Origin of the sequence: Nocardioides sp. GXQ0305, assembly GCF_050880345.1 — a bacterium.
Taxonomy (GTDB): Bacteria; Actinomycetota; Actinomycetes; order Propionibacteriales; family Nocardioidaceae; genus Nocardioides.
In genome coordinates, this window is the sequence record NZ_JBNYXG010000004.1 from 124,542 (window position 1) to 149,581 (window position 25,040).

At 73.6% G+C, this 25,040-nt stretch carries 25 protein-coding genes and 1 pseudogene; 8 read left to right on the forward strand and 18 right to left on the reverse strand.

Features of this window, described 5'->3' with window-relative positions:
* Positions 1–61 precede the first annotated feature (61 nt).
* On the reverse strand, positions 62–523 hold the full coding sequence (locus tag ACQ1X7_RS12140) for an NfeD family protein (RefSeq protein ID WP_432478462.1): 462 nt from the start codon (positions 521–523) through the stop codon (positions 62–64).
* Positions 524–552: 29 nt separating this feature from the next.
* Entirely contained in the window at positions 553–1,362 is an 810-nt protein-coding gene (locus tag ACQ1X7_RS12145; RefSeq protein WP_432478463.1) for an ABC transporter ATP-binding protein, read from the reverse strand.
* A gap of 58 nt (positions 1,363–1,420) precedes the next feature.
* Here ACQ1X7_RS12145 and ACQ1X7_RS12150 point away from each other — a divergent pair, with 58 nt between their 5' ends.
* A complete protein-coding gene (locus tag ACQ1X7_RS12150) occupies positions 1,421–2,140 on the forward strand; it encodes a hypothetical protein (protein WP_432478464.1) in 720 nt (239 codons plus the stop codon).
* 1 nt (position 2,141) lies between these two features.
* On the opposite strand, the gene ACQ1X7_RS12155 is transcribed toward ACQ1X7_RS12150, so the two are convergent.
* Complete coding sequence (locus tag ACQ1X7_RS12155) at positions 2,142–2,246, reverse strand: VOC family protein (RefSeq protein ID WP_432478465.1); 105 nt, start codon at positions 2,244–2,246, stop codon at positions 2,142–2,144.
* Between the two features lie 58 nt (positions 2,247–2,304).
* On the opposite strand from ACQ1X7_RS12155, the gene serB reads away from it, so the two are divergent.
* Positions 2,305–3,531, forward strand: coding sequence for a phosphoserine phosphatase SerB (gene serB / locus ACQ1X7_RS12160; protein WP_432478466.1), 1,227 nt, complete (start codon positions 2,305–2,307; stop codon positions 3,529–3,531).
* A 233-nt stretch (positions 3,532–3,764) separates the two neighbouring features.
* On the opposite strand, the gene ACQ1X7_RS12165 is transcribed toward serB, so the two are convergent.
* A complete protein-coding gene (locus ACQ1X7_RS12165; RefSeq protein WP_432478467.1) occupies positions 3,765–4,265 on the reverse strand; it encodes a SixA phosphatase family protein in 501 nt (166 codons plus the stop codon).
* Positions 4,266–4,298: 33 nt separating this feature from the next.
* Between ACQ1X7_RS12165 and ACQ1X7_RS12170 the strand changes: the two genes are divergently transcribed.
* Both ACQ1X7_RS12170 and cphA read left to right on the forward strand, forming a co-directional pair.
* Complete coding sequence (locus tag ACQ1X7_RS12170; protein ID WP_432478468.1) at positions 4,299–5,282, forward strand: cyanophycinase; 984 nt, start codon at positions 4,299–4,301, stop codon at positions 5,280–5,282.
* A gap of 52 nt (positions 5,283–5,334) precedes the next feature.
* Positions 5,335–8,106, forward strand: a complete 2,772-nt coding sequence (cphA, locus tag ACQ1X7_RS12175; protein ID WP_432478469.1) for a cyanophycin synthetase — start codon at positions 5,335–5,337, stop codon at positions 8,104–8,106.
* Between the two features lie 15 nt (positions 8,107–8,121).
* Here the strand turns inward: cphA and ACQ1X7_RS12180 are convergent, their stop codons facing one another.
* The 7 genes and pseudogenes from ACQ1X7_RS12180 to ACQ1X7_RS12210 all read right to left on the reverse strand — a co-directional run bounded on the left by ACQ1X7_RS12180 (position 8,122) and on the right by ACQ1X7_RS12210 (position 13,563).
* A complete protein-coding gene (locus ACQ1X7_RS12180) occupies positions 8,122–8,934 on the reverse strand; it encodes an alpha/beta fold hydrolase (RefSeq protein WP_432478470.1) in 813 nt (270 codons plus the stop codon).
* Between the two features lie 9 nt (positions 8,935–8,943).
* Positions 8,944–9,564 (reverse strand): serine hydrolase domain-containing protein, encoded by a 621-nt coding sequence (locus tag ACQ1X7_RS12185; protein ID WP_432478760.1) that lies wholly within the window; start codon positions 9,562–9,564, stop codon positions 8,944–8,946.
* Positions 9,565–9,571: 7 nt separating this feature from the next.
* Positions 9,572–9,889, reverse strand: a pseudogene (locus ACQ1X7_RS12190) (serine hydrolase); the annotation flags it as partial.
* Complete coding sequence (locus ACQ1X7_RS12195) at positions 9,873–11,558, reverse strand: Mur ligase family protein (RefSeq protein WP_432478471.1); 1,686 nt, start codon at positions 11,556–11,558, stop codon at positions 9,873–9,875. The gene ACQ1X7_RS12195 and the pseudogene ACQ1X7_RS12190, both read right to left, overlap by 17 nt.
* 236 nt (positions 11,559–11,794) lie before the next feature.
* Positions 11,795–12,565: an enoyl-ACP reductase FabI gene (gene fabI, locus ACQ1X7_RS12200; RefSeq protein ID WP_432478472.1), complete on the reverse strand. Its 771-nt coding sequence runs from the start codon at positions 12,563–12,565 to the stop codon at positions 11,795–11,797.
* A complete protein-coding gene (gene fabG, locus ACQ1X7_RS12205) occupies positions 12,565–13,290 on the reverse strand; it encodes a 3-oxoacyl-ACP reductase FabG (protein ID WP_432478473.1) in 726 nt (241 codons plus the stop codon). Before fabG ends, fabI begins: the two co-directional genes overlap by 1 nt.
* A 60-nt stretch (positions 13,291–13,350) precedes the next feature.
* A complete protein-coding gene (locus ACQ1X7_RS12210) occupies positions 13,351–13,563 on the reverse strand; it encodes a dodecin (RefSeq protein WP_432478474.1) in 213 nt (70 codons plus the stop codon).
* 67 nt (positions 13,564–13,630) lie between these two features.
* Here ACQ1X7_RS12210 and ACQ1X7_RS12215 point away from each other — a divergent pair, with 67 nt between their 5' ends.
* Both ACQ1X7_RS12215 and ACQ1X7_RS12220 read left to right on the forward strand, forming a co-directional pair.
* Positions 13,631–13,939 (forward strand): DUF3099 domain-containing protein, encoded by a 309-nt coding sequence (locus ACQ1X7_RS12215; protein WP_432478475.1) that lies wholly within the window; start codon positions 13,631–13,633, stop codon positions 13,937–13,939.
* A 138-nt stretch (positions 13,940–14,077) separates the two neighbouring features.
* On the forward strand, positions 14,078–14,299 hold the full coding sequence (locus ACQ1X7_RS12220) for a hypothetical protein (protein WP_432478476.1): 222 nt from the start codon (positions 14,078–14,080) through the stop codon (positions 14,297–14,299).
* A gap of 1 nt (position 14,300) precedes the next feature.
* Here ACQ1X7_RS12220 and moaA read toward each other — a convergent pair whose 3' ends face one another.
* A complete protein-coding gene (gene moaA, locus ACQ1X7_RS12225) occupies positions 14,301–15,290 on the reverse strand; it encodes a GTP 3',8-cyclase MoaA (RefSeq protein WP_432478761.1) in 990 nt (329 codons plus the stop codon).
* Positions 15,291–15,365: 75 nt separating this feature from the next.
* On the opposite strand from moaA, the gene ACQ1X7_RS12230 reads away from it, so the two are divergent.
* Positions 15,366–16,232 carry an SURF1 family cytochrome oxidase biogenesis protein gene (locus tag ACQ1X7_RS12230; protein WP_432478477.1) on the forward strand — a complete coding sequence of 289 codons (867 nt, stop codon included), beginning with the start codon at positions 15,366–15,368 and terminating at the stop codon, positions 16,230–16,232.
* Here ACQ1X7_RS12230 and ACQ1X7_RS12235 read toward each other — a convergent pair.
* The 4 genes from ACQ1X7_RS12235 to ACQ1X7_RS12250 all read right to left on the reverse strand — a co-directional run bounded on the left by ACQ1X7_RS12235 (position 16,118) and on the right by ACQ1X7_RS12250 (position 21,505).
* Entirely contained in the window at positions 16,118–16,873 is a 756-nt protein-coding gene (locus tag ACQ1X7_RS12235; protein WP_432478478.1) for an SDR family oxidoreductase, read from the reverse strand. The genes ACQ1X7_RS12230 and ACQ1X7_RS12235 overlap by 115 nt on opposite strands.
* 230 nt (positions 16,874–17,103) lie before the next feature.
* Positions 17,104–18,969, reverse strand: a complete 1,866-nt coding sequence (locus ACQ1X7_RS12240) for an ABC transporter ATP-binding protein (protein ID WP_432478762.1) — start codon at positions 18,967–18,969, stop codon at positions 17,104–17,106.
* A gap of 55 nt (positions 18,970–19,024) precedes the next feature.
* Positions 19,025–19,813, reverse strand: coding sequence for an enoyl-CoA hydratase/isomerase family protein (locus ACQ1X7_RS12245; RefSeq protein WP_432478479.1), 789 nt, complete (start codon positions 19,811–19,813; stop codon positions 19,025–19,027).
* 93 nt (positions 19,814–19,906) lie between these two features.
* Complete coding sequence (locus tag ACQ1X7_RS12250; RefSeq protein WP_432478480.1) at positions 19,907–21,505, reverse strand: ABC-F family ATP-binding cassette domain-containing protein; 1,599 nt, start codon at positions 21,503–21,505, stop codon at positions 19,907–19,909.
* Between the two features lie 72 nt (positions 21,506–21,577).
* Between ACQ1X7_RS12250 and ypfJ the strand changes: the two genes are divergently transcribed.
* A complete protein-coding gene (ypfJ, locus tag ACQ1X7_RS12255) occupies positions 21,578–22,525 on the forward strand; it encodes a KPN_02809 family neutral zinc metallopeptidase (protein ID WP_432478481.1) in 948 nt (315 codons plus the stop codon).
* A gap of 5 nt (positions 22,526–22,530) precedes the next feature.
* On the opposite strand, the gene ACQ1X7_RS12260 is transcribed toward ypfJ, so the two are convergent.
* Both ACQ1X7_RS12260 and ACQ1X7_RS12265 read right to left on the reverse strand, forming a co-directional pair.
* Positions 22,531–23,436 (reverse strand): phosphotransferase, encoded by a 906-nt coding sequence (locus tag ACQ1X7_RS12260; protein ID WP_432478482.1) that lies wholly within the window; start codon positions 23,434–23,436, stop codon positions 22,531–22,533.
* A 10-nt stretch (positions 23,437–23,446) separates the two neighbouring features.
* Positions 23,447–25,039, reverse strand: coding sequence for an ABC transporter permease (locus ACQ1X7_RS12265; protein WP_432478483.1), 1,593 nt, complete (start codon positions 25,037–25,039; stop codon positions 23,447–23,449).
* Position 25,040 lies beyond the last annotated feature (1 nt).

The following is a 25,040-nucleotide window of genomic DNA, read 5'->3' on the forward strand; positions in this document are numbered from 1 at the left end:
ACAGCGAACAGGGCGAGCAGCCCGAGAACGATCAGGGCAGTCAACGGTTCCTCCGGTCTTCCTAGGTTTCCAGGCGGGGCACGGGGTGGACGAAGGCGGTGGCGCCGCGGATCTCGAAGACCTCGACGGTCTCACCGGCCTCGATCGAGAGGGTCTCGTCGAAGGGCTGGGCGGTCCAGATCTCGCCCTGGAGGCGGACCCGGCCGGGGGTCAGGGTGCTGACGGTCTCGGTCACCGTCCCCTGGGTGCCGACCAGCTTCCCGTGGCCGAGCCGCAGCTCCGGCCCCTTGTGGAGCCGGCGCGCGAGACCCGGACGGACCACGGCGAGCATGCCGACCGCGACCACCAGGGCCACCGCCGCCTGCACCGCCACCAGGTCGGTGACGAGCGAGGTGGCCACGCCGGCGAGGGCTCCGGCAGCGAGCATGGCGAGGACCAGGTCGAGGGAGAACATCTCCGCGACCCCCAGCATCACGGCGATCGCGAGCCACGTCTCCGTGAGGTGCTCGCGGATCCAGTCCATGCCGCCACCCTATCCGGGCGCCGGTCGCCTCACGCGCGATTCGTGGCACGGTGCGGCGTACGACGCCGGGCGCTGAACCGGCCGTCCTCACGCTGCAGGACCAGCGGCATCCCGAAGGTCTCGCTGAGGTGCTCCTCGGTGACGACGTCGGCGACCGGACCACCGGCGACCACCCGGCCCTCGCGCAGCAGCAGGGCGTGGGTGAACCCGGGAGGGATCTCCTCGACGTGGTGGGAGACCAGCACGGTGGCGGGCGATCCGGCGTCGGTGGCCAGCACCGAGAGGGTGTTGACGAGGTCCTCGCGGCCGCCGAGGTCGAGCCCGGCCGCCGGCTCGTCGAGCAGTAGCAGCTCGGGGTCGGTCATCAGGGCACGGGCGACCTGCACGCGCTTGCGCTCCCCCTCGCTGAGGGTGCCGAAGGTGCGATCGGCCAGGTGGGCGACCCCCACCTCGACCAGCAGGGCGTGGGCCCGGTCGTGGTCGAGCTCGTCGTAGGCCTCGCGCCAGCGGCCGATGACTCCGTAGGAGGCCGAGACCACCACGTCGCGGACCGGCTCGTCGCGGGGGATCCGCTCGGCCAGCGAGGCGCTGGTGAGGCCGATCCGCGGCCGGAGGTCGAACACGTCGACGGTGCCGAGCACCTCGTCGAGGATGCCGGCCACCCCGGCGGTCGGGTGCATCTGCGCGGACGCGACCTGCAGCAGGGTGGTCTTCCCGGCGCCGTTCGGCCCGAGCACGACCCAGCGCTGGTCGTCGGTCACGGTCCAGTCGACGGCGTCGATCAGGGTCGAGCCTCCGCGACGGACGGTCACGCCCGCGAACTCGAGGACAGCGACCATGGCGGTCACCCTATCTACCGGCCGCGGCCGCTCCGGAGGCGGCGTATCGTCGCGCGGCGTGACCGCTCCGCCGCCCGCGCTGCCGCCGTCCGGCACCCTCGCCTGGTGGGTCACGAGCTGGTTGCGCGGCTGCGTCGTGACCGACCTGGTGCTCGACGCCGTGGCCGCCGACGGCCGGCTGCACCAGGGCACGGACGGCGAACGGCTGCTCGACCTGATGGGCCTGCTCCGGGTCGCGGGCGCGACCGGTTGCGGGCTCGCGCTGCCCGTGGAGGGTGACCCGCTGGGGCTCGGTGGACCGCCCGAGCTGACGGCAGCCGCGATCGAGGCCGGCGAGGCCGCCGTGTGCGCCGAGGCCGGGCTGGCGCTGGTCCCGGAGGTCAGGGACGAGGTCGTGACCTGGCAGGTGGTGCCGGCGCACCGGCGCCAGCTCCCGGACGTCGGGGAGGCCGACCGGGCGCTGCGGCGTACGACGATCGAGGCGGCGCGCGCCCTCGCGGCGCTGGACGTCGCGCGCTGGCGGCCCGAGGCGGCCGACCTGCTGACCGGCTCGCACCCGGAGCCCCTGGCGGCCCCGGACGGCGTGCCGGCGCGGTGCGCCGACCTGGCCCGGCGCGCGATGGCGGCGGGTGCGGTCGTGGAGGTCGCGCTGGTCGACGACGGCGGCGCGGTGTCGGCGTCCGAGATCGCGCAGCGCCGCGCGGCCCTCGACCCGCTGGAGCGCGCGGCCCGTCGCGCGCTCGTCGCTGCCTGCTCCCCCGAGGCGTGGCCCGACTGAGTCAGGCGCTCGACCACAGCCCGAGCTCGTTGCCGTTCGGGTCGGCGAAGTGGAAGCGCCGCCCGCCGGGGAGGATGTAGCCGTTGGCGTGGTGGACGTGGGTCATGCGCCACCGTACGGGCGACCGCCGACAACGCCGTCCGATCCGGATAGCCTCGGCGGCGATGGACGACACCGCGCACGACCGGGCTCCCAGCACGCTGCTGATCACGCTCAGCGGCAAGGACCGACCCGGCGTGACCTCGGCGGTGTTCGACACCCTGAGCGGTGCCGGTGTCGAGGTGATCGACATCGAGCAGATCGTGCTCCGGCAGCGGCTGATCCTGGGCGTGCTGGTGACGGCGCCGCGGGACTGGAAGAGGCTGCGGGCCGCCGTCGAGGCGACCGGCGACGCGCTCGACATGAGCGTCGACGTCGACCGCGGCGTCGGCGACAACCTGGGCCGGAAGCAGGGTCGGTCCCACGTCACGGTGATCGGCACCCCGCTGCACGCCTCGCAGATGGCGGCGGTGGCCGGCCGGATCGCCGACAGCGGGGCCAACATCGACCGGATCGAGCGGATGGCGCGCTACCCCGTCACCGCGATCGACCTCCACGTCTCGGGGACCGACCCCGACAAGCTGCGGGCCCTGCTGGCCGCCGAGGCCGCCGCCCAGGGCATCGACGTCGCCGTCCAGCCCGCCAACCTGATGCGGCGCGGGATGCGGCTGATCGTGCTCGACGTCGACTCCACGCTGGTCCAGGGCGAGGTGATCGAGATGCTCGCCGAGCACGCCGGGCAGGCCGAGGAGGTCGCCCGGGTCACCGAGCTGGCGATGGCCGGCGACCTCGACTTCGAGGAGTCACTGCGTTCCCGGGTCGCGCTGCTCGAGGGGGTCGAGGCCTCCGCGCTGGACCGGGTGTACGACGACCTGGTGCTCGCGCCGGGTGCGCGGACGATGGTGCGGGTGCTGCGGCGGCTGGGCTACCGGTTCGCGCTGGTGTCGGGTGGCTTCTCCCAGGTCACCGACCGGCTGGCCGACGACCTCGGCATCCACTACTCCCACGCCAACGAGCTCGAGGTCGTCGACGGCCGGCTGACCGGGCGGATCGTCGGCGACGTGGTCGATCGCGCCGGCAAGGCGACCGCGCTGCGGAGGTTCGCCGAGGCGGTCGGCGTCCCCCTCGACGCGGTGATCGCCATCGGCGACGGCGCCAACGACCTCGACATGCTCGCGGAGGCCGGGCTCGGGATCGCCTACAACGCCAAGGAGGTGGTCCGCGACGCCGCCGACACGGCCGTCAACGTGCCCTACCTCGACGCGATCATGTACCTGCTCGGCATCTCCCGGGAGGAGATCGAGGCGGCCGACGCCGAGGCCGGCGTGACCACTCCCTCGCCTCCTGTCTGAGGCCAGTCGCGGCCACGAGCCTGCGAGTGGCAGCGGCGTGGGCCGAAGAGGTTGAGGGGCCGGGGCAGACCCCGGCGAAGCGAGGGCTGCCCACCGGCCGCCTCGAAACCTGAGGCCAGTCGCGGCCACGAGCCTGCGAGTGGCAGCGGCGTGGGCCGAAGAGGTTGAGGGGCCGGGGCAGACCCCGGCGAAGCGAGGGCTGCCCACCGGCCGCCTCGAAACCTGCACCCAGCTCAGGTGTGGAAGGCCACCAGCCGGGCGGAGCCCCACGCCAGGTCGGCCCAGGCGCCGTCGTGCTCGAAGACGGCGACCGCACCGGTCGGGAAGCCGCGGGTGGCGAGCTCGGCGCCGGCGTCGTCGTCGCCCTCGCCGTCGTCGAGGAGCTGGGCCATCGACCCCATGGTCGGGTTGTGGCCCACGAGCGCCACGGTCACGGCGTCGCCGACCTCGCGGACCAGGTCGAGGGCGGTCTCCGGCTCGGCCGTGTAGAGCGCCCGGGACACCTCGGGCTCGAGCTCCCAGCCGGCACCTCCGGCCAGCGCCTCCCAGGTCTCCACCGCCCGCACCGCGGACGACACCAGGGCGTGGTCGGGGCGCAGGTCGTGCTCCGCGAGCCGGGCCCCCACCTCGGCGGCGTGCCGCGCGCCCTTCTCGGCGAGGCGCCGTTCGGCGTCGGTGGCGCCGCCCTGCTCGGCCTTGGCGTGGCGGATCACGAGGAGGCGACGGGGCTGCACCCGCCCACTGTGGCAGCCGCTAGCCTCCCTGTCATGCCAGCCGGACCGCTCATGATCATCGGTGGCGCCGAGGACAAGCTGCGCGGCAAGACGATCCTCACGGAGTTCGTCGCCGCCAGTGGTGGGTCCGGGGCGCGGATCGCGGTGATCCCGACGGCCTCCTCCCTCGGCGACGAGGTGGTCGAGGTCTACGACGCCGTGTTCCGCAAGCTCGGGGCCGCCGAGGTGGTGCCGGTCCGGCCGGAGTCCCGCGAGCAGGCGCGGGACGCCGACCTCGTGGCCGCGCTCCACGGGGCCACCGGCATCTTCATGACCGGCGGCAACCAGCTCAAGCTGTCGGCCGTCATCTGCGGTACGCCGCTGGGCGAGGCGATCGTCGAGGCCCACCGCGACGGCGTCGTCGTGGCGGGGACCTCCGCAGGCGCCAGCATCCAGTCCTCCCACATGGTGGCCTTCGGCGGCCCCGGCGCCACCCCCAAGCAGCGGATGACCCAGGTGGCCGCCGGCCTGGGGCTGCTGGAGTCGGCGGTCATCGACCAGCACTTCGACCAGCGCAACCGCTACGGCCGGCTGCTGATGATCGTCAGCCAGTCGCCGCAGCTGCTCGGGATCGGCGTCGACGAGGACACCGCGGCGGTGGTGACCGACGAGGACGACCGCCAGCTGATGCGGGTGATCGGCCGCGGCTCGGTGACCGTCCTCGACCCGGCACGGATGGTGACCAACGCCCACGAGGCGCAGCGGTCGAGCCCCTTGCTGGCCAGCGGCGTGGTGCTGCACGTCCTACCGGCCGGGTCGGCGTTCGACCTGACGGAGCGGGCGCTGGTCCACCAGCAGCCCTCCGTCGACCCCGAGGACGCCGCGGAGCTGGCCGAGGCGCAGCGCGACATGCGGCAGGTGGCCCGCGACATCGCCGCGGGCGACGTGTCCCCCGGCACGCTGCGGCGCCGACTGGCCCGCAGCCGCACCCGGGCCGAGCACACGACGGGGACCAGACAGGACGGAGACGCACGATGATTCACCCCATTCGAATGCTCACTACGTTCCGCTTCGAACAGGGACCCCGAAAATGACGGAACGGCCGACGCCCGACCTCACGATCCTCGAGACGCGGGTCTACCGCGGTGCCAACGTGTGGTCGTACGAGAAGGCGATCCACCTCGTCGTCGACCTGGGCGTGCTCGAGCAGTACCCCAGCAACCTGCTCCCCGACTTCACCGACCACCTGGTGCAGATGCTGCCCGGGCTCCGCGAGCACTCCTGCTCCCGGGGCCGACGCGGTGGGTTCGTGGAGCGGCTCCAGGAGGGCACCTGGCTGGGGCACGTCGCCGAGCACTGCGCGCTCGCGCTGCAGCAGGTCGTCGGCCACGACATCCGTCGCGGCAAGACCCGGATGGTCAAGGACCGCCCGGGCGTCTACAACGTGATCTACGGGTACGTCGACGAGCAGGTCGGGCTCGCGGCCGGCCGGCTGGCCGTCCGGCTGGTCAACCACCTCGTCGAGGGCGACCCCGAGTTCGACTGGGAGGCCGAGCTCGAGGCGTTCATCAAGCGGGCGGAGCGGACCGCCTTCGGTCCGTCGACGCAAGCGATCGTCGACGAGGCGGTGTCGCGCGACATCCCGTGGATCCGCCTCAACCAGCACTCCCTGGTGCAGCTCGGCCAGGGCGTCCACGCGCGCCGGATCCGGGCCACGATGACCTCCGAGACCTCCTCGATCGCCGTCGACATCGCCTCCGACAAGGACCTCACCACCCGGCTCCTGGGCGCGGCGGGCCTGCCGGTCCCGCGGCAGGACTCGGTGCGCACCGTCGACCAGGCGGTCCGCGTCGCCGACCGGATCGGCTACCCGGTGGTGGTGAAACCGCTCGACGGCAACCACGGGCGCGGCGTGTGCCTGGACCTGCAGGACGAGGCCGCCGTACGCGAGGCGTTCCCGATCGCGGAGGAACAGTCGCGGCGCGGCTGGGTGATCGTGGAGTCCTTCGTCACCGGGAAGGACTACCGGTGCCTGATCATCGACGGGCACATGGTCGCGATCGCCGAGCGGGTCCCGGCCCACGTCGTCGGCGACGGCACCTCGACGGTCGAGGAGCTCGTCGAGCTCACCAACGCCGACCCGCGCCGCGGCGTCGGCCACGAGAAGGTGCTGACCCGGATCAAGGTCGACGCCGCCGCCGAGGAGGTGCTGGCCGGCCAGGGCCACACGCTGACCTCGGTGCCCGACGAGGGCGAGATGGTCAGGCTGGCCCTCACGGGCAACATGTCCACCGGCGGCATCTCCATCGACCGCACCTTCGAGGCCCACCCCGAGAACGTCGAGATCGCCGAGGAGGCCGCCCAGATGGTCGGGCTCGACATCGCGGGCATCGACTTCATCTGCCCCGACATCACCGAGCCGGTGCGCGAGACCGGCGGCGCGATCTGCGAGGTCAACGCGGCGCCGGGCTTCCGGATGCACACCCACCCGACGATCGGCGAGCCGCAGTTCATCGCCAAGCCCGTGGTCGACATGCTGTTCCCGCCGGGCGCCACCTCGCGGATCCCGATCGTCGCCGTCACCGGCACCAACGGCAAGACCACGACCTCCCGGATGATCTCCCACGTCTTCAAGGGCATGGGCCGCAAGGTCGGCATGACCTCCACCGACGGCGTCGTGATCGACGAGCGGCTGCTGATCCGGGCCGACGCGTCCGGCCCACGCTCGGCGCGGATGGTGCTGCAGAACCCCCGGGTCGACTTCGCGGTGTTCGAGGTCGCGCGGGGCGGGATCCTGCGCGAGGGCCTCGGCTACGAGCGCAACGACGTGGCCGTCGTCCTCAACGTCCAGCCCGACCACCTCGGGCTGCGCGGCATCGACACCGTCGAGCAGCTCGCCGACGTGAAGGCCGTCGTCGTCGAGGCGGTCCCCCGCACCGGCGCCGCGGTGCTCAACGCCGACGACCCGCTGGTCCGCGAGATGCGTCGCAAGTGCAGCGGCGAGGTGGTGTGGTTCTCGATGGACGAGCCGGGCTCGGAGGTCCGCGACATGATCGACGCCCACTGCCGCCGCGGCGGCAAGGCGCTGGTCCTCAACCCCTCCGACCGCGGCGAGATGATCGTGGTCAAGCACGGCCGCCGCGAGATGCAGCTGGCCTGGACCCACCTGCTGCCCGCGACGTTCAACGGCCGGGCGCGGATGAACGTCCAGAACACCCTGGCCGCGGCCGCCGCCGCGTTCGCCGCCGGTGCGCCGCTGCACGACATCCGCCAGGGGCTGCGCAGCTTCTCGACGAACTACTACCTCTCCCCCGGTCGCCTCAACGAGGTCGAGGTGAACGGCGTCAACGTCATCGTCGACTACTGCCACAACGCACCGGGCATGCGGATGCTCGGCGACTTCGTGGACCGGGTCGGCGAGTCGTTGTCGTCGTCCCACGAGCTGGCCCGGCCGTCCCGCATCGGGATCATCGCGACCGCCGGCGACCGCCGCGACGAGGACATGCGCGAGCTGGGCGAGATCGCCGCCCAGCACTTCGACGTCGTCATCGTCCGCGAGGACGAGGCCCTGCGGGGCCGGGGGCGCGGCGAGGTGGCCGAGCTGGTCCGCGACGGCGTCCAGTCCGCCATCACCGCGGGTGCGCGCTGCAAGCAGGTCGAGGTGGTGCTCGGCGAGATCGACGCCGTCCGCCACGCCATGAGCCGCGCCAACAAGGGCGACCTCGTGGTGGTCTGCGTCGACCAGCACGCCGCCGTCATGAGCGAGCTGGAGAACTGGTCCAACCAGGCGTACGCCGGCGCCGGAGCCTCGCCCGACGCGCCCGCCGCCGACCCCGACTACGCCCCGACCGAGCAGACCTGAACCCCAGCGGGCGCCTCAGGCACGCTCGCCGCGGAGCACGGCCGCCACGAACTCCAGCACTGCGGGGTGCGCCGGGTCGATCAGGTGGCCGCCGGCCACGACGTGGTGGCGCGCGTCCGGGAGCAGCGCCACCAGCCGGTCGTCGACCTCGCGGGCGGCGGGGTAGGACTCCTCGCCCGACAGCACCAGGGTCGGCTGCGACACCCGGGCCAGCTGCTCCTCCGACGGCGCGAACGGGTCGGCGCTGAGGTCGAGGCCACGGCCCCGGGTCTCGGCGAGCAGCGCCGGACCTCCGCTGGTGAAGACCTCGCGGGCCTCGTCCGGCAGGGAGGCCCACAGCTCGCTCCCGAGGGCCGCGTCGAAGACCGCCTTCGCGGCGACCGACGGGTCGTCCGCGGCCGCGGCCAGGACCACGCCCCGGAGCTCGTCGGCCCAGGCCTGCGCGTCGGGGTGCAACGTGTACACCGCCGGCTCGAGCAGCACCAGCGCGGTCACCAGCTCCGGGCGCTGCACCGCCAGGGCGAGCGCGATCTGGCCCCCGGTGCTCCGACCGACCACGATCGCGGGCGCCGCCTCGAGATGGGTGAGGAGGGCCTCGGCGTCGTCGAGCTGGTCGGCCAGGTCGACGGTCTCCGGTGGCTGCTCCCAGGCGCTGCGGTGGAAGCCGCGCCGGTCGTAGATCACGACGCGCCCCAGACGCGCCAGCTCCGTCGCCGCGTCCTCCCAGAACACGGCCGCACTCGGGGTGCCGTGGATGCCCAGGATCGGGTCCCCGGTGCCGTGTTCCTCGTGGTAGAGCTGCTGCCCGGCCACCGCCAGGACGGCCATGTACCGAGACTACTGCGACCCGACCGCCCCGAGCAGCCTGATGCCGAGGTCGGCCACCGACCGGTTGCTCGCGTTGAGCACGACGACCGACGTCGGCGGGGACGCGCCGACCCCCAGGAAGGAGCGGTATCCCGCGGTGCCCCCGCTGTGCCACCACAGCACGCCGCCGCTGCCGTGCAGCCGGAACCAGCCCAGGCACTGGTCCATCCGCCGCCCCGGCACCCGCGGCACCTGGATCAGCCGGACCGCGTCGCCCAGCCGTCCGGGCGGCGGGTCCAGCTGGGCGAGCGCGAAGGCCTGCAGGTCACGGACGGTCGACCAGAGCGCCCCGGCCCCCGCCAGCGCGTCGACGTGCCACACGGTGCCGAGTGGCCGGCCGCCGCGGCGGTGGCCCGGGACCTCCTCCCGCGGGACGCAGCCGGTCGCGGACATCCCCAGCGGGCCGGTGACCCGGTCCCGGACGAGCGCGTCGTAGCTCGTGCCGGCGCACGCCGCCAGGGCGTCGCCCAGCAGGCCGACGCCGAGGTTGGAGTAGCGGGGCCGCCGGGACGGCGTCGGACGGACCTTGGCCAGCGACCGGAGCAGCCACTCCTGGTCGATGTGGGCGTAGGGATCGGGGTGCCCCCGCAGCGCGCGGCCAGAGCTCCCGCGGGATCCGGGGCAGGCCCGAGGTGTGCGTGGCCAGCTGTTCGAGGGTCGTCTCGCGCACCGGTCCGGCCAGGCGGGGCAGCAGGTCGCCCACCCGCTGGTCGAGGCGCAGCGTCCCGTCGACGACGTACGTCGCCAGGACCAGGCTGGTGAAGACCTTGGTCACCGAGCCGATCTGGAACTGGCCGTCCCCGTCGCCGGTCCAGGTGACGGGCGCACCGCCGACGACTCCTCCGGCGGCGAGCCGTACGTGGCGCGGGGCCGCCCGGTCGAGGATCCGGGACGGCGACTCAGGAGCGCGCGGCACGGACCTTGGCCGCGAGGGTGGCCGGGTCGTCGGGGGTGCCGCCCCGGGCGGCGATCCAGTCGTAGACCGCGTCCCGCTCGGCGTGGCACATCAGCCCGACGACGTCGCCGGGCTGGGCCTGGTCCACGAGCGCCGCGAGGGCCTCCAGCTCGGTGGGGTGGCTGCGGATGTCGTCGACGCCCACCCGCGAGGCGCCGGTGCGCAGCAGCCCGTCGAGCTCCTCGACGGTCCGGCCGCGCAGGTAGTGCTGCTTGTGGCCGATCGCCACCACGTCGCTGCCCATCGCGCCGATCTCGCCCAGCCGCTCGATCAGGTCGTCCTGGCGGTCTCCCACGGCGCCCAGCCCGAGCAGCATCCGGCACCCGGGACGCCGTACGCCGTCCATCACCTCGAGCAGGGCCTCGAGCCCGGCCTCGTTGTGGGCGAGGTCGACGACCACGGTGCACTCGCCCACGGAGAACAGGTTCATCCGGCCGGGGTTGTGGTCGGGGTCGGGGCGGAACGTGCGCAGCCCCTCGACGACGACCTCCCGCGGGATCCCGAGCGCCAGGGTGGCCGAGGCGGCGGCGAGGGCGTTCTCGACGTTGAACCGGGACAGCCCGGACAGCGTCATCGGGACGTCGGCCAGCTCGACGAGCGGGTCGGGGTCGCTGCCCCGCTGCCACACGCAGACCCAGCCGTCGATCACCGTCGTGGCCCGACCGCCGTCGGCGACCACCTCGCGCAGCGCGGGCGAGTCGGGGTCGCGGGAGAACACCCAGGGCCGCGCCCGGATCACGCTGCGCATCCCCAGCACCCGTGGGTCGTCGGCGTTGAGCACCGCCCACCCGTCCTTGCGGGTGATCCGCGGCACCACGGACTTGACCTCCGCGAGCTGGTCGACGGTGTCGATGCCCTGGTGGCCCAGGTGGTCGGCGGAGACGTTGGTGACCACCGAGACGTCGTTGCGGAGCACGCCGATGCCCTTGAGCAGGATCCCTCCCCGCGCGGTCTCGGTCACTGCGACCTCGACGGCGTCGTGGGCGAGCACCCGCCCGGCGCCGCTGGGCCCGGAGTAGTCACCCGCCTCGACCAGCTCGCCGTCGACGTAGATCCCGTCGGTGCTCGACCAGCCGACGACCTTGCCCCAGGTGCGCGCCACGTGGGCGATCAGCCGGCTGGTGGTGGTCTTGCCGTTGGTGCCGGTCACCGCGACCACGGGGACCCGGGGGGTGAGCGTGCGCGGCGCCTCGCCGGGCTCGGCCTCCCTGACCCGGGTGGCCGCCCGGTGCATCAGCTCGTCGACGTCGGTCGACGGCAGGGCGTCGAGCAGCTCGGCCACCGCCCGCCCCATCTCCTGGGCACGCTGCCGGTGCCGCCACGGGTAGGCGACGACGATCCGGTGGGGGTCGGCCGTGGGCCGGACCCGGACGGCGAGCCGCGTCGTACCGCCCTCGGCGGCGACCGCCCGGAACAGCCGCGCCACCGCCCGGAGCGCGAACCGCTGCCGGAACCCGCTCCCCGGCTCCCCCGGCCTCGCCGTGGCCAGGCCGATCCGGTGCGCCAGGCCCTCCGCCGTCGCGGTCGGCACCTCGGAGAGCCCACTGATGTCGAGGGTCAGCTTGATCGCCGCCCGCGGGAAGTAGAGGTTGGGCCCCTCCAGGACGCGGAGCTCGACGAGTGAGGTCACCGGGCTGACGCTACCGAAGCCGACCCGGCAGTTGTGCAGGCTGTGCCCGGCCCGAGCCGTCACCTGTGCAGCCAGGAACCGGCCCGAGCCGGCAGGCGTGCGGCATGAGCACCGGGGAGGAGACCTCGCGGTCCCCTTCCGACGTGCACACGTGACGGTTCAGCGGCCGTGGAACCTGCCCCAGTGACGGCTCGACGGTCTCCGGACCTGCACTGGTGACGGGTCGGCGCTGTGCGTCAGGCGCCCATGGCGTGGAAGCCGCCGTCGACGTGGACGATCTCGCCGGTGGTGGCCGGGAAGAGGTCACTGAGCAGCGCGCAGACGGCGCGTGCGGTGGGGACCTGGTCGGTCTCGTCCCAGCCCAGGGGCGCGCGGTCCTTCCACATCGACTCCAGGCCCTCGAACCCGGGGATCGCCTTGGCGGCCAGCGTCTTGAGCGGGCCGGCCGACACCAGGTTGCAGCGGATGCCGTCGGGGCCGAGGTCGCGGGCCAGGTAGCGGGAGGTCGACTCCAGGCCCGCCTTGGCCACCCCCATCCAGTCGTACGCCGGCCAGGCCTGCGTCGCGTCGAAGGTCATGCCGACCACGGAGCCGCCCTCGCCCATGAGCGGGCGGCAGGCCACGGCCAGCGCCTTGAGGGAGTACGCCGACACCTGCACCGCCTGCGCGACGTCCTCCCACGGCCCGTCCATGAACTTGCCGCCGAGCAGCGTCTCGGGGTTGCCGTAGGCGATCGAGTGGACGACTCCGTCGAGCCCGTCGACGTGCTCCCGCACCGCGGCCTCGAGCCCGTCGAGGTGGGACTGGTCGGTGACGTCGAGCTCGAGCACGGGGGGCTCGGCGGGCAGCCGCTTGGCGATCCTGCGGGTGATGCCGAGCGCGCGGCCGAAGTTGGAGATCAGCACGGTCGCGCCCTGCTCCTGCGCGATCCGCGCGACCGCGAAGCCGATCGAGGAGTCCATCGTCACGCCCGCGACGAGGACCCGCTTGCCGTCCAGGATTCCCATCAGTGCCCCATTCCGAGTCCGCCGTCGACCGGGATCACGGCTCCGGTCACGTAGCCGCCCCGCTCGCCGGTCAGCCACATCACGGCCGCGGCGATCTCCTCCGGGGTGCCGTAGCGCTGCAGCGGCACCTGCTGCTTGATCGTGGCCTTCTGCTCGTCGGTGAGCACAGCGGTCATCTCGGTGTCGACGAACCCGGGCGCGACCACGTTGGTCGTGATCGAGCGCGAGCCGAGCTCGCGCGACAGCGACCGCGCCATGCCGACCAGGCCGGCCTTGGAGGCGGCGTAGTTGACCTGCCCGGCCGACCCCAGCAGGCCCACCACCGAGGAGATCAGCACGATCCGGCCGCGCCGCAGCCGGAGCATCCCCTTGGCGGCCCGCTTGGCCAGTCGGAACGACGCCGTGAGGTTGGTGTCGATGACCTTCGACCAGTCGTCCTCGCTCATCCGCAGCAGCAGGGTGTCGGCGGTGACGCCGGCGTTGGCCACCAGGACCTCGACCGGCCCGTGCTCGGCCTCGATGGTGCCGAACGCCTCGTCGACGGCAACCGGGTCGGTGATGTCGCAGACCAGGTCGAGGGCCGCGTCGGGGCCGCCGCCGCTGCGGCTGGTCACGGCGACCCGGTCACCCCGGGCGAGGAACGCCTCCGCGATGGCGCGACCGATGCCGCGGTTGCCGCCGGTCACGAGGACGGATCTGGGCTCGGTCTCGGGGGTGTCAGTCACGGGCACCGACGCTAGTGATTACCGCGCGGTAGGCCGAACCGGCTCCGGCGTCCACGGACGTCAGTCGTCCTCGAGCCGGAAGCCGACCTTCATCCCGACCTGGAAGTGGTCGACGGTGCCGTCCAGGACGTGGCCCCGGACCTGGGTGACCTCGAACCAGTCGACGTGGCGCAGGGTCCGGGCGGCGCGCTCGATGCCGTTGCGGACGGCCTGGTCGATGCCCTCGGGCGAGGTCCCGACGATCTCGGTGACGCGGTAGGTGCGGCTGGACACGGTGGCTCCTCCTGGACGGGACGACGGGTGTCTGGGTCACTGGATGGTAGCGACGTACAGTCGAGGCATGGCCCGGGACACCAGCGCGGTCCGGATCACGACCGCCGCGAGCAGCCGAGCCGACGACATCGCCCGCCGGCAGCGTCGCTACGTGGTCTCGATGGGCATCCGCACCGTCTGCTTCGTCGCCGCGGTCCTCGTGGGTCCCGGCTGGCTGCGGTGGGTGCTGGTCGTCGGGGCGCTGGTGCTGCCGTACGTCGCGGTCGTGATGGCCAACGCGGTGACGACGAAGTCCGACGACTTCGCGCTGCGGGGGACGCCGCCCGGTCGACCGGAGCTCACCGCCGGCGAGGACGACGGCACGCCGCGCGGATAGGACAGTATTTGACTTTCTGGCGCGGACTGCCAGACTGCTCGTCGAACTGTGTCTCCCCCGTCGCAGTTCTCAGGAGCCGGACGTCCTCCCCCGTGGTCGTCCGGCTTCCTGCATTTCGCGGACAGGAAGAGGACGGACATGGACGACGACCGGCCGACGTGCAGCGCGCGCGGCTGCCAGGCCGACGCCGTCTGGGCCCTGGTCTGGAACAACCCGCGGCTGCACACCCCCGACCGCCGGAAGACCTGGCTGGCGTGCGACGAGCACCGGGCGTCGCTGGCCGACTTCCTGACCGCGCGAAGGTTCCTGCGCGACGTGGTGCCGGCGGCGGAGGCCCCGGACGACCCCGGCCCTGCGTGAGCTAACCCCCGATGGCCGACATCGGGCGGTCGGGCTGCAGGAACGACGGGTCGTCGATGCCGTGGCCGGCGCGCTTGCCGCGCATCGCGATCACCCAGCGCTCGGCGATCTCCTCGTCGGACGCACCGTTGCGCAGCGAGGTGCGCAGGTCGGACTCCTCGCGGGCGAACAGGCAGTTGCGGACCTGGCCGTCGGCGGTGAGCCGCACCCGGTCGCAGTCGCCGCAGAACGGCCGGGTCACCGAGGCGATCACGCCCACCGTCGCCGGCCCGCCGTCGACCAGGAACAGCTCGGCGGGCGCGCTCCCCCGGGGTTCGGCGGCGGGGGTCAGGTCGAACGCCTCCCCCAGCCGCTCGAAGATCTCCTCGGCGGTCACCATCTCGGCCCGGCTCCAGTCGTGCTGGGCGTCGAGCGGCATCTGCTCGATGAACCGCAGCTGGTAGCCCTCACCGACGGCCCAGCGGAGCAGCTCGGGTGCCTGGTCGTCGTTGACGCCGCGCAGGAGCACGGCGTTGACCTTGACGGGGGTGAGACCGGCGTCGTGGGCGGCGGCGAGCCCGCCCAGCACGTCGTGCAGCCGGTCGCGCCGGGTGATGGTCTCGAAGGTGTCGCGCCGGACGGTGTCGAGGCTGACGTTGACCCGGTCGAGCCCGGCGTCGCGCAGCGCGGTGGCGGTCCGGGCCAGCCCGAGCGCGTTGGTGGTCAGGCTCAGCTCGAGGTCGGGGCCCGCCTCGCGAGTGCGTCGGACGATGTCGACCAGCCCGCGGCGTACGAGCGGCTCACCACCGGTGAACCGCACCTCGCGGATCCCGAGCAGGCGCACCCCGATGTCGACCAGGCGCACCACCTCGTCGTCGGTGAGCACCTCGTCGCCGGGCAGCCAGTCGAGCCCCTCGGCGGGCATGCAGTAGGAGCAGCGGAGATTGCACCGGTCGGTCAGCGACACCCGGAGGTCGGTCGCGACCCGGCCGTAGCGGTCCTGCAGCAGCATCGGCTCCACGGTCCCGAGTGTAGGGGGGGACCGGCTGCCCACGCAGGGCGCCCGCGGGCCGGATAGCCTCGACGGGTGCGGTCCTGGCGCTTCCTGCTCAGCCGACGGTGGATCGTCTTCGCGGTCGTCGTCGCGCTGCTGGCGTGGCTCGCGTGGTGGCTGGGCGAGTGGCAGTTCGGGCGGCTGGAGGACCGGCAGGCCCGCAACGCGATCGTGGAGCGCAACGAGGCGGCGCCGGTGACGCCGGTGGACGAGCTGACGGCGCCGGGCCGGGAGGTCGCCGCCGACGACGAGTGGCGGGTGGTCACCGCGACCGGGACGTACGCCGTCGACGACACCGTGATCGTGCGCTACCGGACCCGCGACGGCGCCTCGGGCGTCGACGTGGTGGTGCCGCTGGTCACCGACGACGGGACGGCCGTGCTGGTCGACCGGGGCTGGGTCGCCTCGGACAACCGCGGGACCGACGCCGGCGACGTCCCCGCCCCACCGGAGGGCGAGGTGACCGTCACCGGCTGGCTGCGCCGCGACGCCACCGACGACAGCACCGTCGTCACCGACCTCTCGACCCGGGCGGTGTCCAGCGAGCGGATCGGGGAGGCGGTCGACCGCGAGGTCTACGGCGGGTTCGTCGACCTGCGCGACGAGGACCCGGCGCCCGAGACCCCCCTCGCGCCGCCCGAGCTGCCCGAGCTCGACAACGGGCCGCACTTCTTCTACGGCCTGCAGTGGTGGTTCTTCGGGCTGCTGGCGCTCGTCGGGTTCGGCTACCTGGCGTGGGACGAGCGACGTGGGTCCCCGCGCCGCGGCGCGACGAAGGAGGAGGGTCAGAAGGTGCGGGTCATGCCGCCGTCGACCGGCAGCATGATGCCGGTGAGGAACGACGCGGCCGGCGAGAGCAGGAAGGCCGCGACCCGGCCGAACTCCTCGGGCTCGCCGTAGCGGCCCAGCGGGATCTGCGCGACCATCCGCTGCCGCGCGGCCTCGGCGTCGCCGGTCAGGGCGTCCAGCTCGGCGACCCGGTCGGTGCCGACGCGACCGGGCAGCAGCCCGTTGACCCGGACGCCCTGGGGCCCGAGCTCGTCGGAGAGCTGCTTGGCGACCATCGCCAGGCCGGGGCGGAACCCGTTGGACACCGCCATGTTGGGCAGCGGGCTGTGCACGCTCGTGGAGAGCACCAGCGCCAGCGATCCGCCGTGGGGCAGCTGCGGCCCGACCTCCCGGCACAGTCGTACGGCGCCCAGGAAGACCGACGCGAAGGAGTCGGTCCACTGCTGGTCGGTCACGTCGGTGACCGGGCCGACCGGCGGGCCCCCGACCGAGACCAACGCGCCGTCGACCCGGCCCCACGCGTCCTGGGCGGCGCTCATCAGCCGCGCCGGGGTCTCGGGGTCGGCGTTGTCGGCGACGACCGGGCGGGCGGAGTCACCCAGCTCGGCGGCCGCGGTGTCGAGGATGTCACCGTCCCGTCCGGACAGCACGACCCGCGCCCCCTCGGCGACGAGCACCTCGGCCGTCGCGCGGCCGAGACCGCGGCCGCCGCCCGTGACGAGGTACACCCGGTCCTGCAGCTCGAGATCCATGCGTCGACCCTAGCCGGACGCGACGCAGGAGCGTCCGGCGTGGGGAGACGGGTTGAGCAAGCCCGCGACCGAGCGTGCGAGGTCGCGACGGCGCGTCGAAACCAAAGACCCCAGGGCCGGACGCGACGCAGGAGCGTCCGGCGTGGGGAGCCGGTTGAGCAGGCCCGCGGCCGAGCGTGCGAGGTCGCGACGGCGCCTCGGAACCAAGGACCCTGGGGCCGGTCCCGCGGCTACGCGACCGGGGCGTCCTCGTCGAAGTACTGGGTCCGGTGGAGGTCGGCGTACAGCCCGCCCCGGGCGAGCAGCTCGGCGTGGGTGCCGGCCTGCACGATCCGGCCGTCGGCCACCACGAGGATCCGGTCGGCGTCGCGCACCGTGGAGAGCCGGTGGGCGATCACGAGCGAGGTCCGACCCTCGAGGGCGGCGTCGAGGGCCCGCTGGACGGCGGCCTCGGACTCGCTGTCGAGGTGCGCGGTCGCCTCGTCGAGGACCACGATGGCGGGTGCCTTCAGCAGCAGCCGCGCGATGGCGAGCCGCTGCCGCTCGCCGCCGGAGAGCCGGTAGCCCCGGTCACCCACGACCGTGTCCAGCCCGTCGGGGAGGGTGCGCACGAGCGTGGCGATCTGGGCGGCCTCGAGCGCGGCCCAGACCTCGACCTCCGTCGCGTCGGGCCGGGCGTAGCGCAGGTTGGCGCCGACGGTGTCGTGGAACATGTGGGCGTCCTGGGTGACGTACCCGACGACGTCCTCCAGCGACTGCAGGGTGACGTCGCGGACGTCGCGCCCACCGACCCGGACGGTGCCGTCGCCGGCGTCGTAGAGGCGGGCGACGAGGTGGGTGATCGTGGTCTTGCCGGCGCCGGACGGGCCGACCAGGGCGACCATCTCGCCGGGGTCCGCGCGGAAGGAGACGTCGGTGAGCACCTGGCCGGTGTCGCGCGAGTCGGGCCGCGCCACGGTCTCCAGCGAGGCGAGCGAGATCTCGTCGGCCCGCGGGTAGGTGAAGGAGACGTGGTCGAACTCCAGGGACGACGCGGTGCGTGGGAGGGCGACGGCGTCGGGCTTCTCCTGGATCGTCGACGGGAGGTCGAGCACCTCGAAGACCCGGTCGAAGCTCACCAGCGCGGTCAGCACGTCGATCCGGACGTTGGAGAGGCTCTGCAGCGGCCCGAGCAGCCGCACCAGCAGCGTGCCGAGGGCGATCACGGTGCCGACGGTGAGGGTGCCGGACAGCACCAGGTGCCCCCCGACGCCGTAGACGACCGCGGTGGCGAGCGCCGGGACGAGCAGCATCGCCGCCACGAAGATCCGGCTCACCAGCGTGATCCGGACGCCGAGGTCGCGGACGTGCCGGGCCCGCGAGGTGAACAGGTCGTCCTCCTCCTCGCGGCGACCGAACAGCTTGAGCAGCATGGCGCCGCCGACGTTGAACCGCTCGGTCATCACGTTGCCCATGTCGGCGTTGCCGTCCATCTGCTCCCGGGTGAGCTTCGCGAGCCGTCGGCTCACGAGCCGCGACGCGAGCAGCAGGACCGGGAACAACGCCAGGCAGAGGAGCGTGACCTCCCAGCTGAGCGCGAGCATCGCGATGCCCACGACCACCACCGAGACCGAGCTCGACACGGTGCTGGACAGGGTCGAGGTGAACGCCCGTTGGGCGCCGATGACGTCGTTGTTGAGCCGGGAGACCAGGGCGCCGGTCTGGGTGCGGGTGAAGAAGGCGAGCGACTGCCGCTGGACGTGGGCGAACACCCGGCTGCGCAGGTCCAGGATCAGGCCTTCGCCGATCTTGGCGGAGAGCCAGCCTCCCAGCACCGAGAGCAGGGCGCCCACCAGCGCGACGCCCGCCATGGCCAGCGCCAGCACGGTCACCAGGCGGCCGTTGCCGCCCACGATCCCGTCGTCGACGATCCGCTGCAGCAGCAGCGGGTTGACGACCACCAGCGCGGCGTCGAAGGCCGTGACCGCGAGGAAGACCGCGATCGTGCCGCGGTGGGGTCGGGCGTACGACACCACCCGCCGGACCGTGCCCTGGGCGATCTTCGCCTGGCCGGCCTCCTCGCGGTCGGTGCGCATGTGGCGCCACGCCGGCCCCATCCCCGTGCTCAGCGACACCTGCTCTCCTCCTGTCGGGCCGGCGGCGGCCGGCGGTTCATCCGCCCCAGGTCCGGGCCAGCTCGCGGAACCGGCGTACCTGCGCCTCCCGCTCCCGCCGCCGCTGCCCGTCGAGGTCCTGGTCGCCGGCGCCCAGCAGCAGCGCCTTGGTCTCGGCGACCACACCGGGCCTCGGTGCGGTCAAGGCTGCCACCAGGTCGGCGACGGCGTCGTCCAGCTCGTCGGGCGGCACGGCTGCGGTCGCGAGCCCGATGGCGACGGCCTCCTCGGCCCCCACCATCCGGGCGGTGACGCAGATCTCCAGTGCTCTGGGGTATCCAACGCACTGGACGAGCGGCTTTGTTCCCGTCAGGTCGGGCACCAGCCCCAGGGTCGACTCCAGCATGGCGAGCTGCGCGTCGTGCGCGACGACCCTCAGGTCGCACGCCAGGGCGAGCTGGAACCCCGCGCCGACGGCGTGGCCCTGGACCGCGGCGACCGACACGAAGCGCGGGTCGCGGAGGAAGGTGAAACCCCGCTGGTAGTCGTCGATGGTGGCCGCCATGGCGTCGTCGTCGAGGGCGAGCAGCCCCGCCACGGTCTCCTGGCCGTCACCGCCACCGGGGGCGAGCACGGCCCGGTCGAGGCCCGCCGAGAACGTCGGGCCCTCGCCCCGGACGACGACGGCGCGTACGTCGTCGCCGATCCGGTCCCCGATCCGGGCCAGCGCGCGCCACATCGTCGGGGTCTGCGCGTTGCGCACCTCGGGCCGGTCGAGGGTGATGGTCGCGACCGCACCGCTCACGTCGTAGCGCAGGCCGGCGTGCCGGAGCTCCTCGGGCGTCATCGTCGGGGTCCCTGTTCGAAGCGGAGCGAAGCGAGCATTCGAATGGGGTGGCTCATGCCCCCAGCATGTCAGCGGGGTCCGACGGCGGGCCGGTCAGGCCAGCGACACCAGGTCGGCGTAGTCGGCGGACCAGAGGTCCTCGACGCCGTCGGGCAGGATCAGCACCCGGTCGGGGTGGAGCGCCTGGACGGCCCCCTCGTCGTGGGTGACCAGGATGATCGCCCCGGCGTACTCGCGGATGGCGGCGAGCACCTCCTCGCGCGAGGCCGGGTCGAGGTTGTTGGTGGGCTCGTCGAGCAGCAGCACGTTGGCCGACGAGACGACGAGGATGGCCAGGGCGAGCCGGGTCTTCTCGCCGCCGGAGAGCACGTCGGCCGGCTTGTGGGCGTCGTCGCCGGAGAACAGGAAGGAGCCGAGCACCGACCGGGCCTCGGTGTCGGTCAGCTGCGGTGCGGCGGCGTGCAGGTTCTCCAGCACGGTCCGCCCGACGTCGAGCGTCTCGTGCTCCTGGGCGTAGTAGCCGAGCTTCAGGCCGTGGCCGGGCACCACCTGTCCGGTGTCGGGAGCGTCGACGCCACCGAGGATCCGCAGGAGCGTCGTCTTGCCGGCGCCGTTCAGGCCCAGCACCACGACCCGGCTCCCGCGGTCGATCGCCAGGTCGACGTCGGTGAAGACCTCGAGCGAGCCGTAGGACTTCGACAGCTCGGCCGCGGTGAGCGGGGTCTTCCCGCACGGCGCCGGGGCCGGGAAGGCGATCCGCGCCACCCGGTCGGCACGCCGCTCCCCCTCGACCCCCGCCATCAGGCGCTCGGCGCGCTTGAGCATCGACTGCGCGGCCTGCGCCTTGGTGGCCTTGGCTCTCATCCGGTTGGCCTGGTCGGTGAGCGCCTTGGCCTTGCTCTCGGCGTTGGCCCGCTCCCGCTTGCGTCGCTTCTCGTCGGTCTCCCGCTGCTGCAGGTACGCCGACCAGCCCATGTTGTAGACGTCGACCTCGGCCCGGTTGGCGTCGAGGTGGAGCACCCGGTTGACGGTCTGGCCGAGCAGCGCGGTGTCGTGGCTGATCACGACCAGGCCGCCGGAGTGGGCCTTGAGGAACTCCCGCAACCAGACGATCGAGTCGGCGTCGAGGTGGTTGGTCGGCTCGTCCAGCAGCAGCGTGTCGGCGCCGGAGAACAGGATCCGGGCCAGCTCCACGCGCCGCCGCTGTCCACCGGACAGGGTCCGCAGCGGCTGGGTGAGGATCCGCTCCTCGATCCCGAGGCTGCTCGCGATCCGGGCCGCCTCGGACTCGGCGGCGTAGCCCCCGCCGGCGTGCAGCTCGGTGTCGGCCCGCGTGTAGCGACGCATGCCGCGCTCGTGCACCTCCGGGTCGTCGCTCGCCATCTCGACCTCGGCCTCCCGCAGCCGCCGTACGACGTCGTCGAGGCCGCGCGCGGACAGGATCCGGTCGCGGGCGATCACCTCGGGGTCGCCGGTCCGCGGGTCCTGCGGCAGGTAGCCGACGTCACCCGTGCGCTGCACGCGTCCGGAGGCCGGCAGCGCCTCGCCGGCGAGGATCCGGGTGAGGGTGGTCTTGCCGGCGCCGTTGCGGCCGACCAGGCCGATCTTGTCGCCCGCTGCGACGCGGAAGTCGACCTCGGCCATCAGCAGTCGCGCCCCGGCACGGACCTCGAGCTGGTGGGCGGTGATCATCAGGGTCGCTAGCCTAGGTGGGCACGCGGGTCCGCCCGCAATCGGCGGGACGACCCGGATGAGGAGCTCGGAGTGCGGTTCAACCCGAAGGCCCGGCTCGACACCAGCCGGGTCCGCGACAGCGGCGCTGGCCGCGGGCGTGCCGGGCGCAGCGGCCCGGCGGTGCGCATCCCCGGCGGGGCGACCGCCGGTGGCGGCGGCATCGTCGCGGTCATCGTGCTGGTGGTGTTCGTCGTGCTCCAGCTCACCGGCGACGGAGGAGGCGGCGCCCCCTCGGTCGACGACGCCCTCGACACCTCACGCGTCGGTGGCGGCGACAGCCAGCGCTACGCGAGCTGCCAGGACGGCGCCGACGCCAACGAGAGCGTCGACTGCGCGCGGGTGGCCGTGGAGAACTCGCTGACCGCCTACTGGTCGGAGACCCTTCCGGCCCAGTCGGGGACCGAGTTCGAGCCGGAGCGGGTGATGCGCACCTTCAGCGGCGCGGTCGACACCGGCTGCGGGCGGGCGACGTCCGACGTGGGGCCGTTCTACTGCCCGCCCGACCGCGGGATCTACCTCGACACGACGTTCTTCGAGGACGTCCTCCAGGGCGGCCTGGGCGGGCCGGCGGGTGACTTCGTCGAGCCGTACGTGCTCGCCCACGAGTACGGCCACCACATCCAGAACCTGATGGGCACCATGGGGCGGGTCCGCACCCAGCAGGGTCCCGAGAGCGACGCGGTCCGGCTGGAGCTCCAGGCCGACTGCTACGCCGGCATGTGGACCGGCAGCGCGACGACGGCGAGCGACGCGTCCGGGGAGGCGTTCATCAGCGAGCTGACCCGCGACGACATCGACCAGGCGATCGCCGCGGCCAAGGCGGTCGGTGACGACCGGATCCAGGACCGGACGACCGGCCGGGTCAACCCGGCGGAGTGGACGCACGGCTCCGCCGAGCAGCGGCAGCGGTGGTTCATGACCGGCTACGAGGAGGGCACGCTCGAGGCGTGCGACACGTTCGCGGCGTCCTCGCTCTGAGCGCCTCAGTCGTCGAGCAACGCCTCGACCTGCGGGAACTGCCGCTGCAACGCCCGCAGGTGGGGAGCCACGGCGGGGTGCCGGAACTTCGACACCAGGGCGCCCTCCCCGGTGCTGACCCGCTCGAGCGCCCACTCGGCGCGGCTCAGGGCGGTGTAGACGACGGTGATCCGCGCTCCCTCGACCACGTCCTCCTCGGTGGCGAGCCCGGGCGCGAGGCCCATCAGGTAGGCCTCCACCAGGGGCTCGAACTCCTCGCGGGCCGCCAGCGCGTAGAGGCCGAGGTCGCTGCCCACGTGCCCGATGCCGAGCATCGCCCAGTCGATGGCGACGACGTGGTCGTGGTCGCGGCCGGGGAGGTTCGCCGGCGCAGGATCGCCGTGCTGCGGCACCTGCGGCAGCGCCTCGACCCGCTCCAGCATCGCCTGCCGGCGGCGCCACAGGTGGTCGGCGACGTCGGCGACGGGGGTCCGGGCGAGGGTGGGCCAGCCACCGCGCCGCTCGGTGCGTGCCAGCCGGTCGCGGAGCTGGTCGCGGGCCAGGAACCGCGGCCGGGCGGCCAGGCTCCCGGCGAACCGACCGAGCGCCATCGCGACGAACAGCCCGCTGCTCGCGGCGTCCTCGACCCACTCGCGGGTGATGGTGAGGCCCTCGGGGTCCTCCTCGACCGCCGCGGTCGGCGCCCGCAGGCCGTCGGTCCGGCTCACGATGCCCGTGGCCAGGACGTCGGCCTCCCGGCGCCAGTAGCCGACGTGGGTGGGGTCCGACAGCTCGGCAGGGTCGTGCGGGGCAGGGCGGGCGAGGCGCTTGACGACCACCGGCTGGTCGCCGATGGCGGCGCGCCAGACCCCCACCGTCGACGTCCCGGTGCCACCCGGCAGCGGATGCCAGTCCGGCTCCGGCTCCCACATGGCAGGGACGTTAGCCCACGTCCCGCCGCAGGAAGGCCAACCAGCCTCCGACGCCCAGCAGCGTGGCGACCGCGAGCACGGCCGCGAACGCCGTCGGGTCGAAGTCGACGGCGGGCACCAGGGCGAGGTGCTCGAACGGCGACAGGTCGCGCATCCAGTCGGGGAACTGCAGGATCTCGGCCAGGACCAGCACCACGACGGCGTACCCGAGCCCGAGCCAGCCGAAGGTCGCCAGCCGGGGCCGTACGCCGTGGAGCAGCCGGGTCAGGCCCGAGAGGACCAGCACGGCGGGGAGCCAGGTGAGGGTCTGCCACGTCATCCGCCACAGGGCCTCCTCCTTGCCCGTCACCAGCACGTAGCCGAGCCCCATGCCCAGTCCCGCCACCCCGAGCACCAGCGCGGAGCCGGCGACCGTCACGACCACGTTGCCCAGCAGCCACCGGGTCCGGGACGTGGCGGTCGCGAGCACCGGCTCGACCCGCCCGGACTCCTCCTCGGTCCGGGGCCGCAACGCCGAGGAGATGGCGAAGCCGGCCGTCAGCAGCGCCAGCATCACCATCGACACCGCCTGGAAGCCGGCCACCATGTCGCCCCCGCCCGCCGTCATCATCTCGGCGGCGGCCTCGTTGTCACCGATCAGGTCGCCGGCGCTGTCGCCGATCGAGCCGTAGGCCAGCCCGGTGAAGCCCAGGCCCAGGGCCCAGCCGACGACGGTCCCGCGCTGCAGCCGCCACGCCAGACCCACCGGCGTCCCGAGCCGCCGGGCGGCGGTGGCCGGACCCGGGCGTGCCGCGAAGATCCCCGACCCGATGTCGCGCCGCTCGAGGACGGCGTACGCCGCCACCAGCATCACCACCGCCAACGCGAGCAGCAGCAGGGCCGGCCACCAGCGGAGACCGGAGAAGGCGTACATGCGCTGGTACCAGCCGATCGGGCTCAGCCACGACAGGGCCTCGTTTCCGACGTCGCCGACCGCCCGCAGCGCGTAGGCGGCCGCCATCGCGGCACCGGTGATGCCGTAGGTGGCCCGGGTGGTCGAGGTGAGCTGGGCCGCGACCAGCGCCACCCCGCCGAACGCCACGCCGCACAGCGCGGCACCGACGCCGAGGGCGACCGAGTCCGCGACGGCGAGGGGCACGACGATCAGGCTGACCGCGATCAGCGCACCGAGCAGCACGTTCGCGACGACCACCTCGAGCACCGTGGCGGTGACCGGCGCCCGCCGCCCGATCGCCGAGGCACGGACCAGCTCGTCGCGCCCGCTCTCCTCCTCGGCACGGGTGTGGCGACCGACCAGGAACATGCTCATCAGGCCGGCCACGATGGCGCCGAACGCCGTCGCCTGCCAGGTGACCTGGCCCCCCACGGTGTTCAACGCCCGCGCGGGGCCGGCCATCGCGACCAGGGCGGGGTTGCTCCCCATCGCCGCGGCCGCGCGGTCGAACTCCGCCTGCGAGGTGTACAGCCCCTCCACGCTGACCGCCTGGCTCCAGTAGAGGACGGCGCCGCCGATCGTCCACCAGAACAGCATCCACCGGTCACGTCGCAGGTAGGCGCGCAGCAGCACGCCCGCCCCGACGTCCGGGCCCCCGGAGCGGCTCATC

Bases quoted from the DNA above. Each gene is read 5' to 3' on its own strand.
- ACQ1X7_RS12140 (WP_432478462.1), bottom strand. From the start codon at position 523: ATGGACTGGATCCGCGAGCACCTCACGGAGACGTGGCTCGCGATCGCC.
- ACQ1X7_RS12145 (WP_432478463.1), bottom strand. From the start codon at position 1,362: ATGGTCGCTGTCCTCGAGTTCGCGGGCGTGACCGTCCGTCGCGGAGGC.
- ACQ1X7_RS12155 (WP_432478465.1), bottom strand. From the start codon at position 2,246: ATGACCCACGTCCACCACGCCAACGGCTACATCCTCCCCGGCGGGCGG.
- serB (WP_432478466.1), top strand. From the start codon at position 2,305: ATGGACGACACCGCGCACGACCGGGCTCCCAGCACGCTGCTGATCACG.
- ACQ1X7_RS12170 (WP_432478468.1), top strand. From the start codon at position 4,299: ATGCCAGCCGGACCGCTCATGATCATCGGTGGCGCCGAGGACAAGCTG.
- cphA (WP_432478469.1), top strand. From the start codon at position 5,335: ATGACGGAACGGCCGACGCCCGACCTCACGATCCTCGAGACGCGGGTC.
- ACQ1X7_RS12180 (WP_432478470.1), bottom strand. From the start codon at position 8,934: ATGGCCGTCCTGGCGGTGGCCGGGCAGCAGCTCTACCACGAGGAACAC.
- fabI (WP_432478472.1), bottom strand. From the start codon at position 12,565: ATGGGAATCCTGGACGGCAAGCGGGTCCTCGTCGCGGGCGTGACGATG.
- ACQ1X7_RS12215 (WP_432478475.1), top strand. From the start codon at position 13,631: ATGGCCCGGGACACCAGCGCGGTCCGGATCACGACCGCCGCGAGCAGC.
- ACQ1X7_RS12220 (WP_432478476.1), top strand. From the start codon at position 14,078: ATGGACGACGACCGGCCGACGTGCAGCGCGCGCGGCTGCCAGGCCGAC.
- moaA (WP_432478761.1), bottom strand. From the start codon at position 15,290: ATGCTGCTGCAGGACCGCTACGGCCGGGTCGCGACCGACCTCCGGGTG.
- ACQ1X7_RS12235 (WP_432478478.1), bottom strand. From the start codon at position 16,873: ATGGATCTCGAGCTGCAGGACCGGGTGTACCTCGTCACGGGCGGCGGC.
- ACQ1X7_RS12240 (WP_432478762.1), bottom strand. From the start codon at position 18,969: ATGGGGCCGGCGTGGCGCCACATGCGCACCGACCGCGAGGAGGCCGGC.
- ACQ1X7_RS12245 (WP_432478479.1), bottom strand. From the start codon at position 19,813: ATGACGCCCGAGGAGCTCCGGCACGCCGGCCTGCGCTACGACGTGAGC.
- ACQ1X7_RS12250 (WP_432478480.1), bottom strand. From the start codon at position 21,505: ATGATCACCGCCCACCAGCTCGAGGTCCGTGCCGGGGCGCGACTGCTG.
- ACQ1X7_RS12260 (WP_432478482.1), bottom strand. From the start codon at position 23,436: ATGTGGGAGCCGGAGCCGGACTGGCATCCGCTGCCGGGTGGCACCGGG.
- ACQ1X7_RS12265 (WP_432478483.1), bottom strand. From the start codon at position 25,039: ATGAGCCGCTCCGGGGGCCCGGACGTCGGGGCGGGCGTGCTGCTGCGC.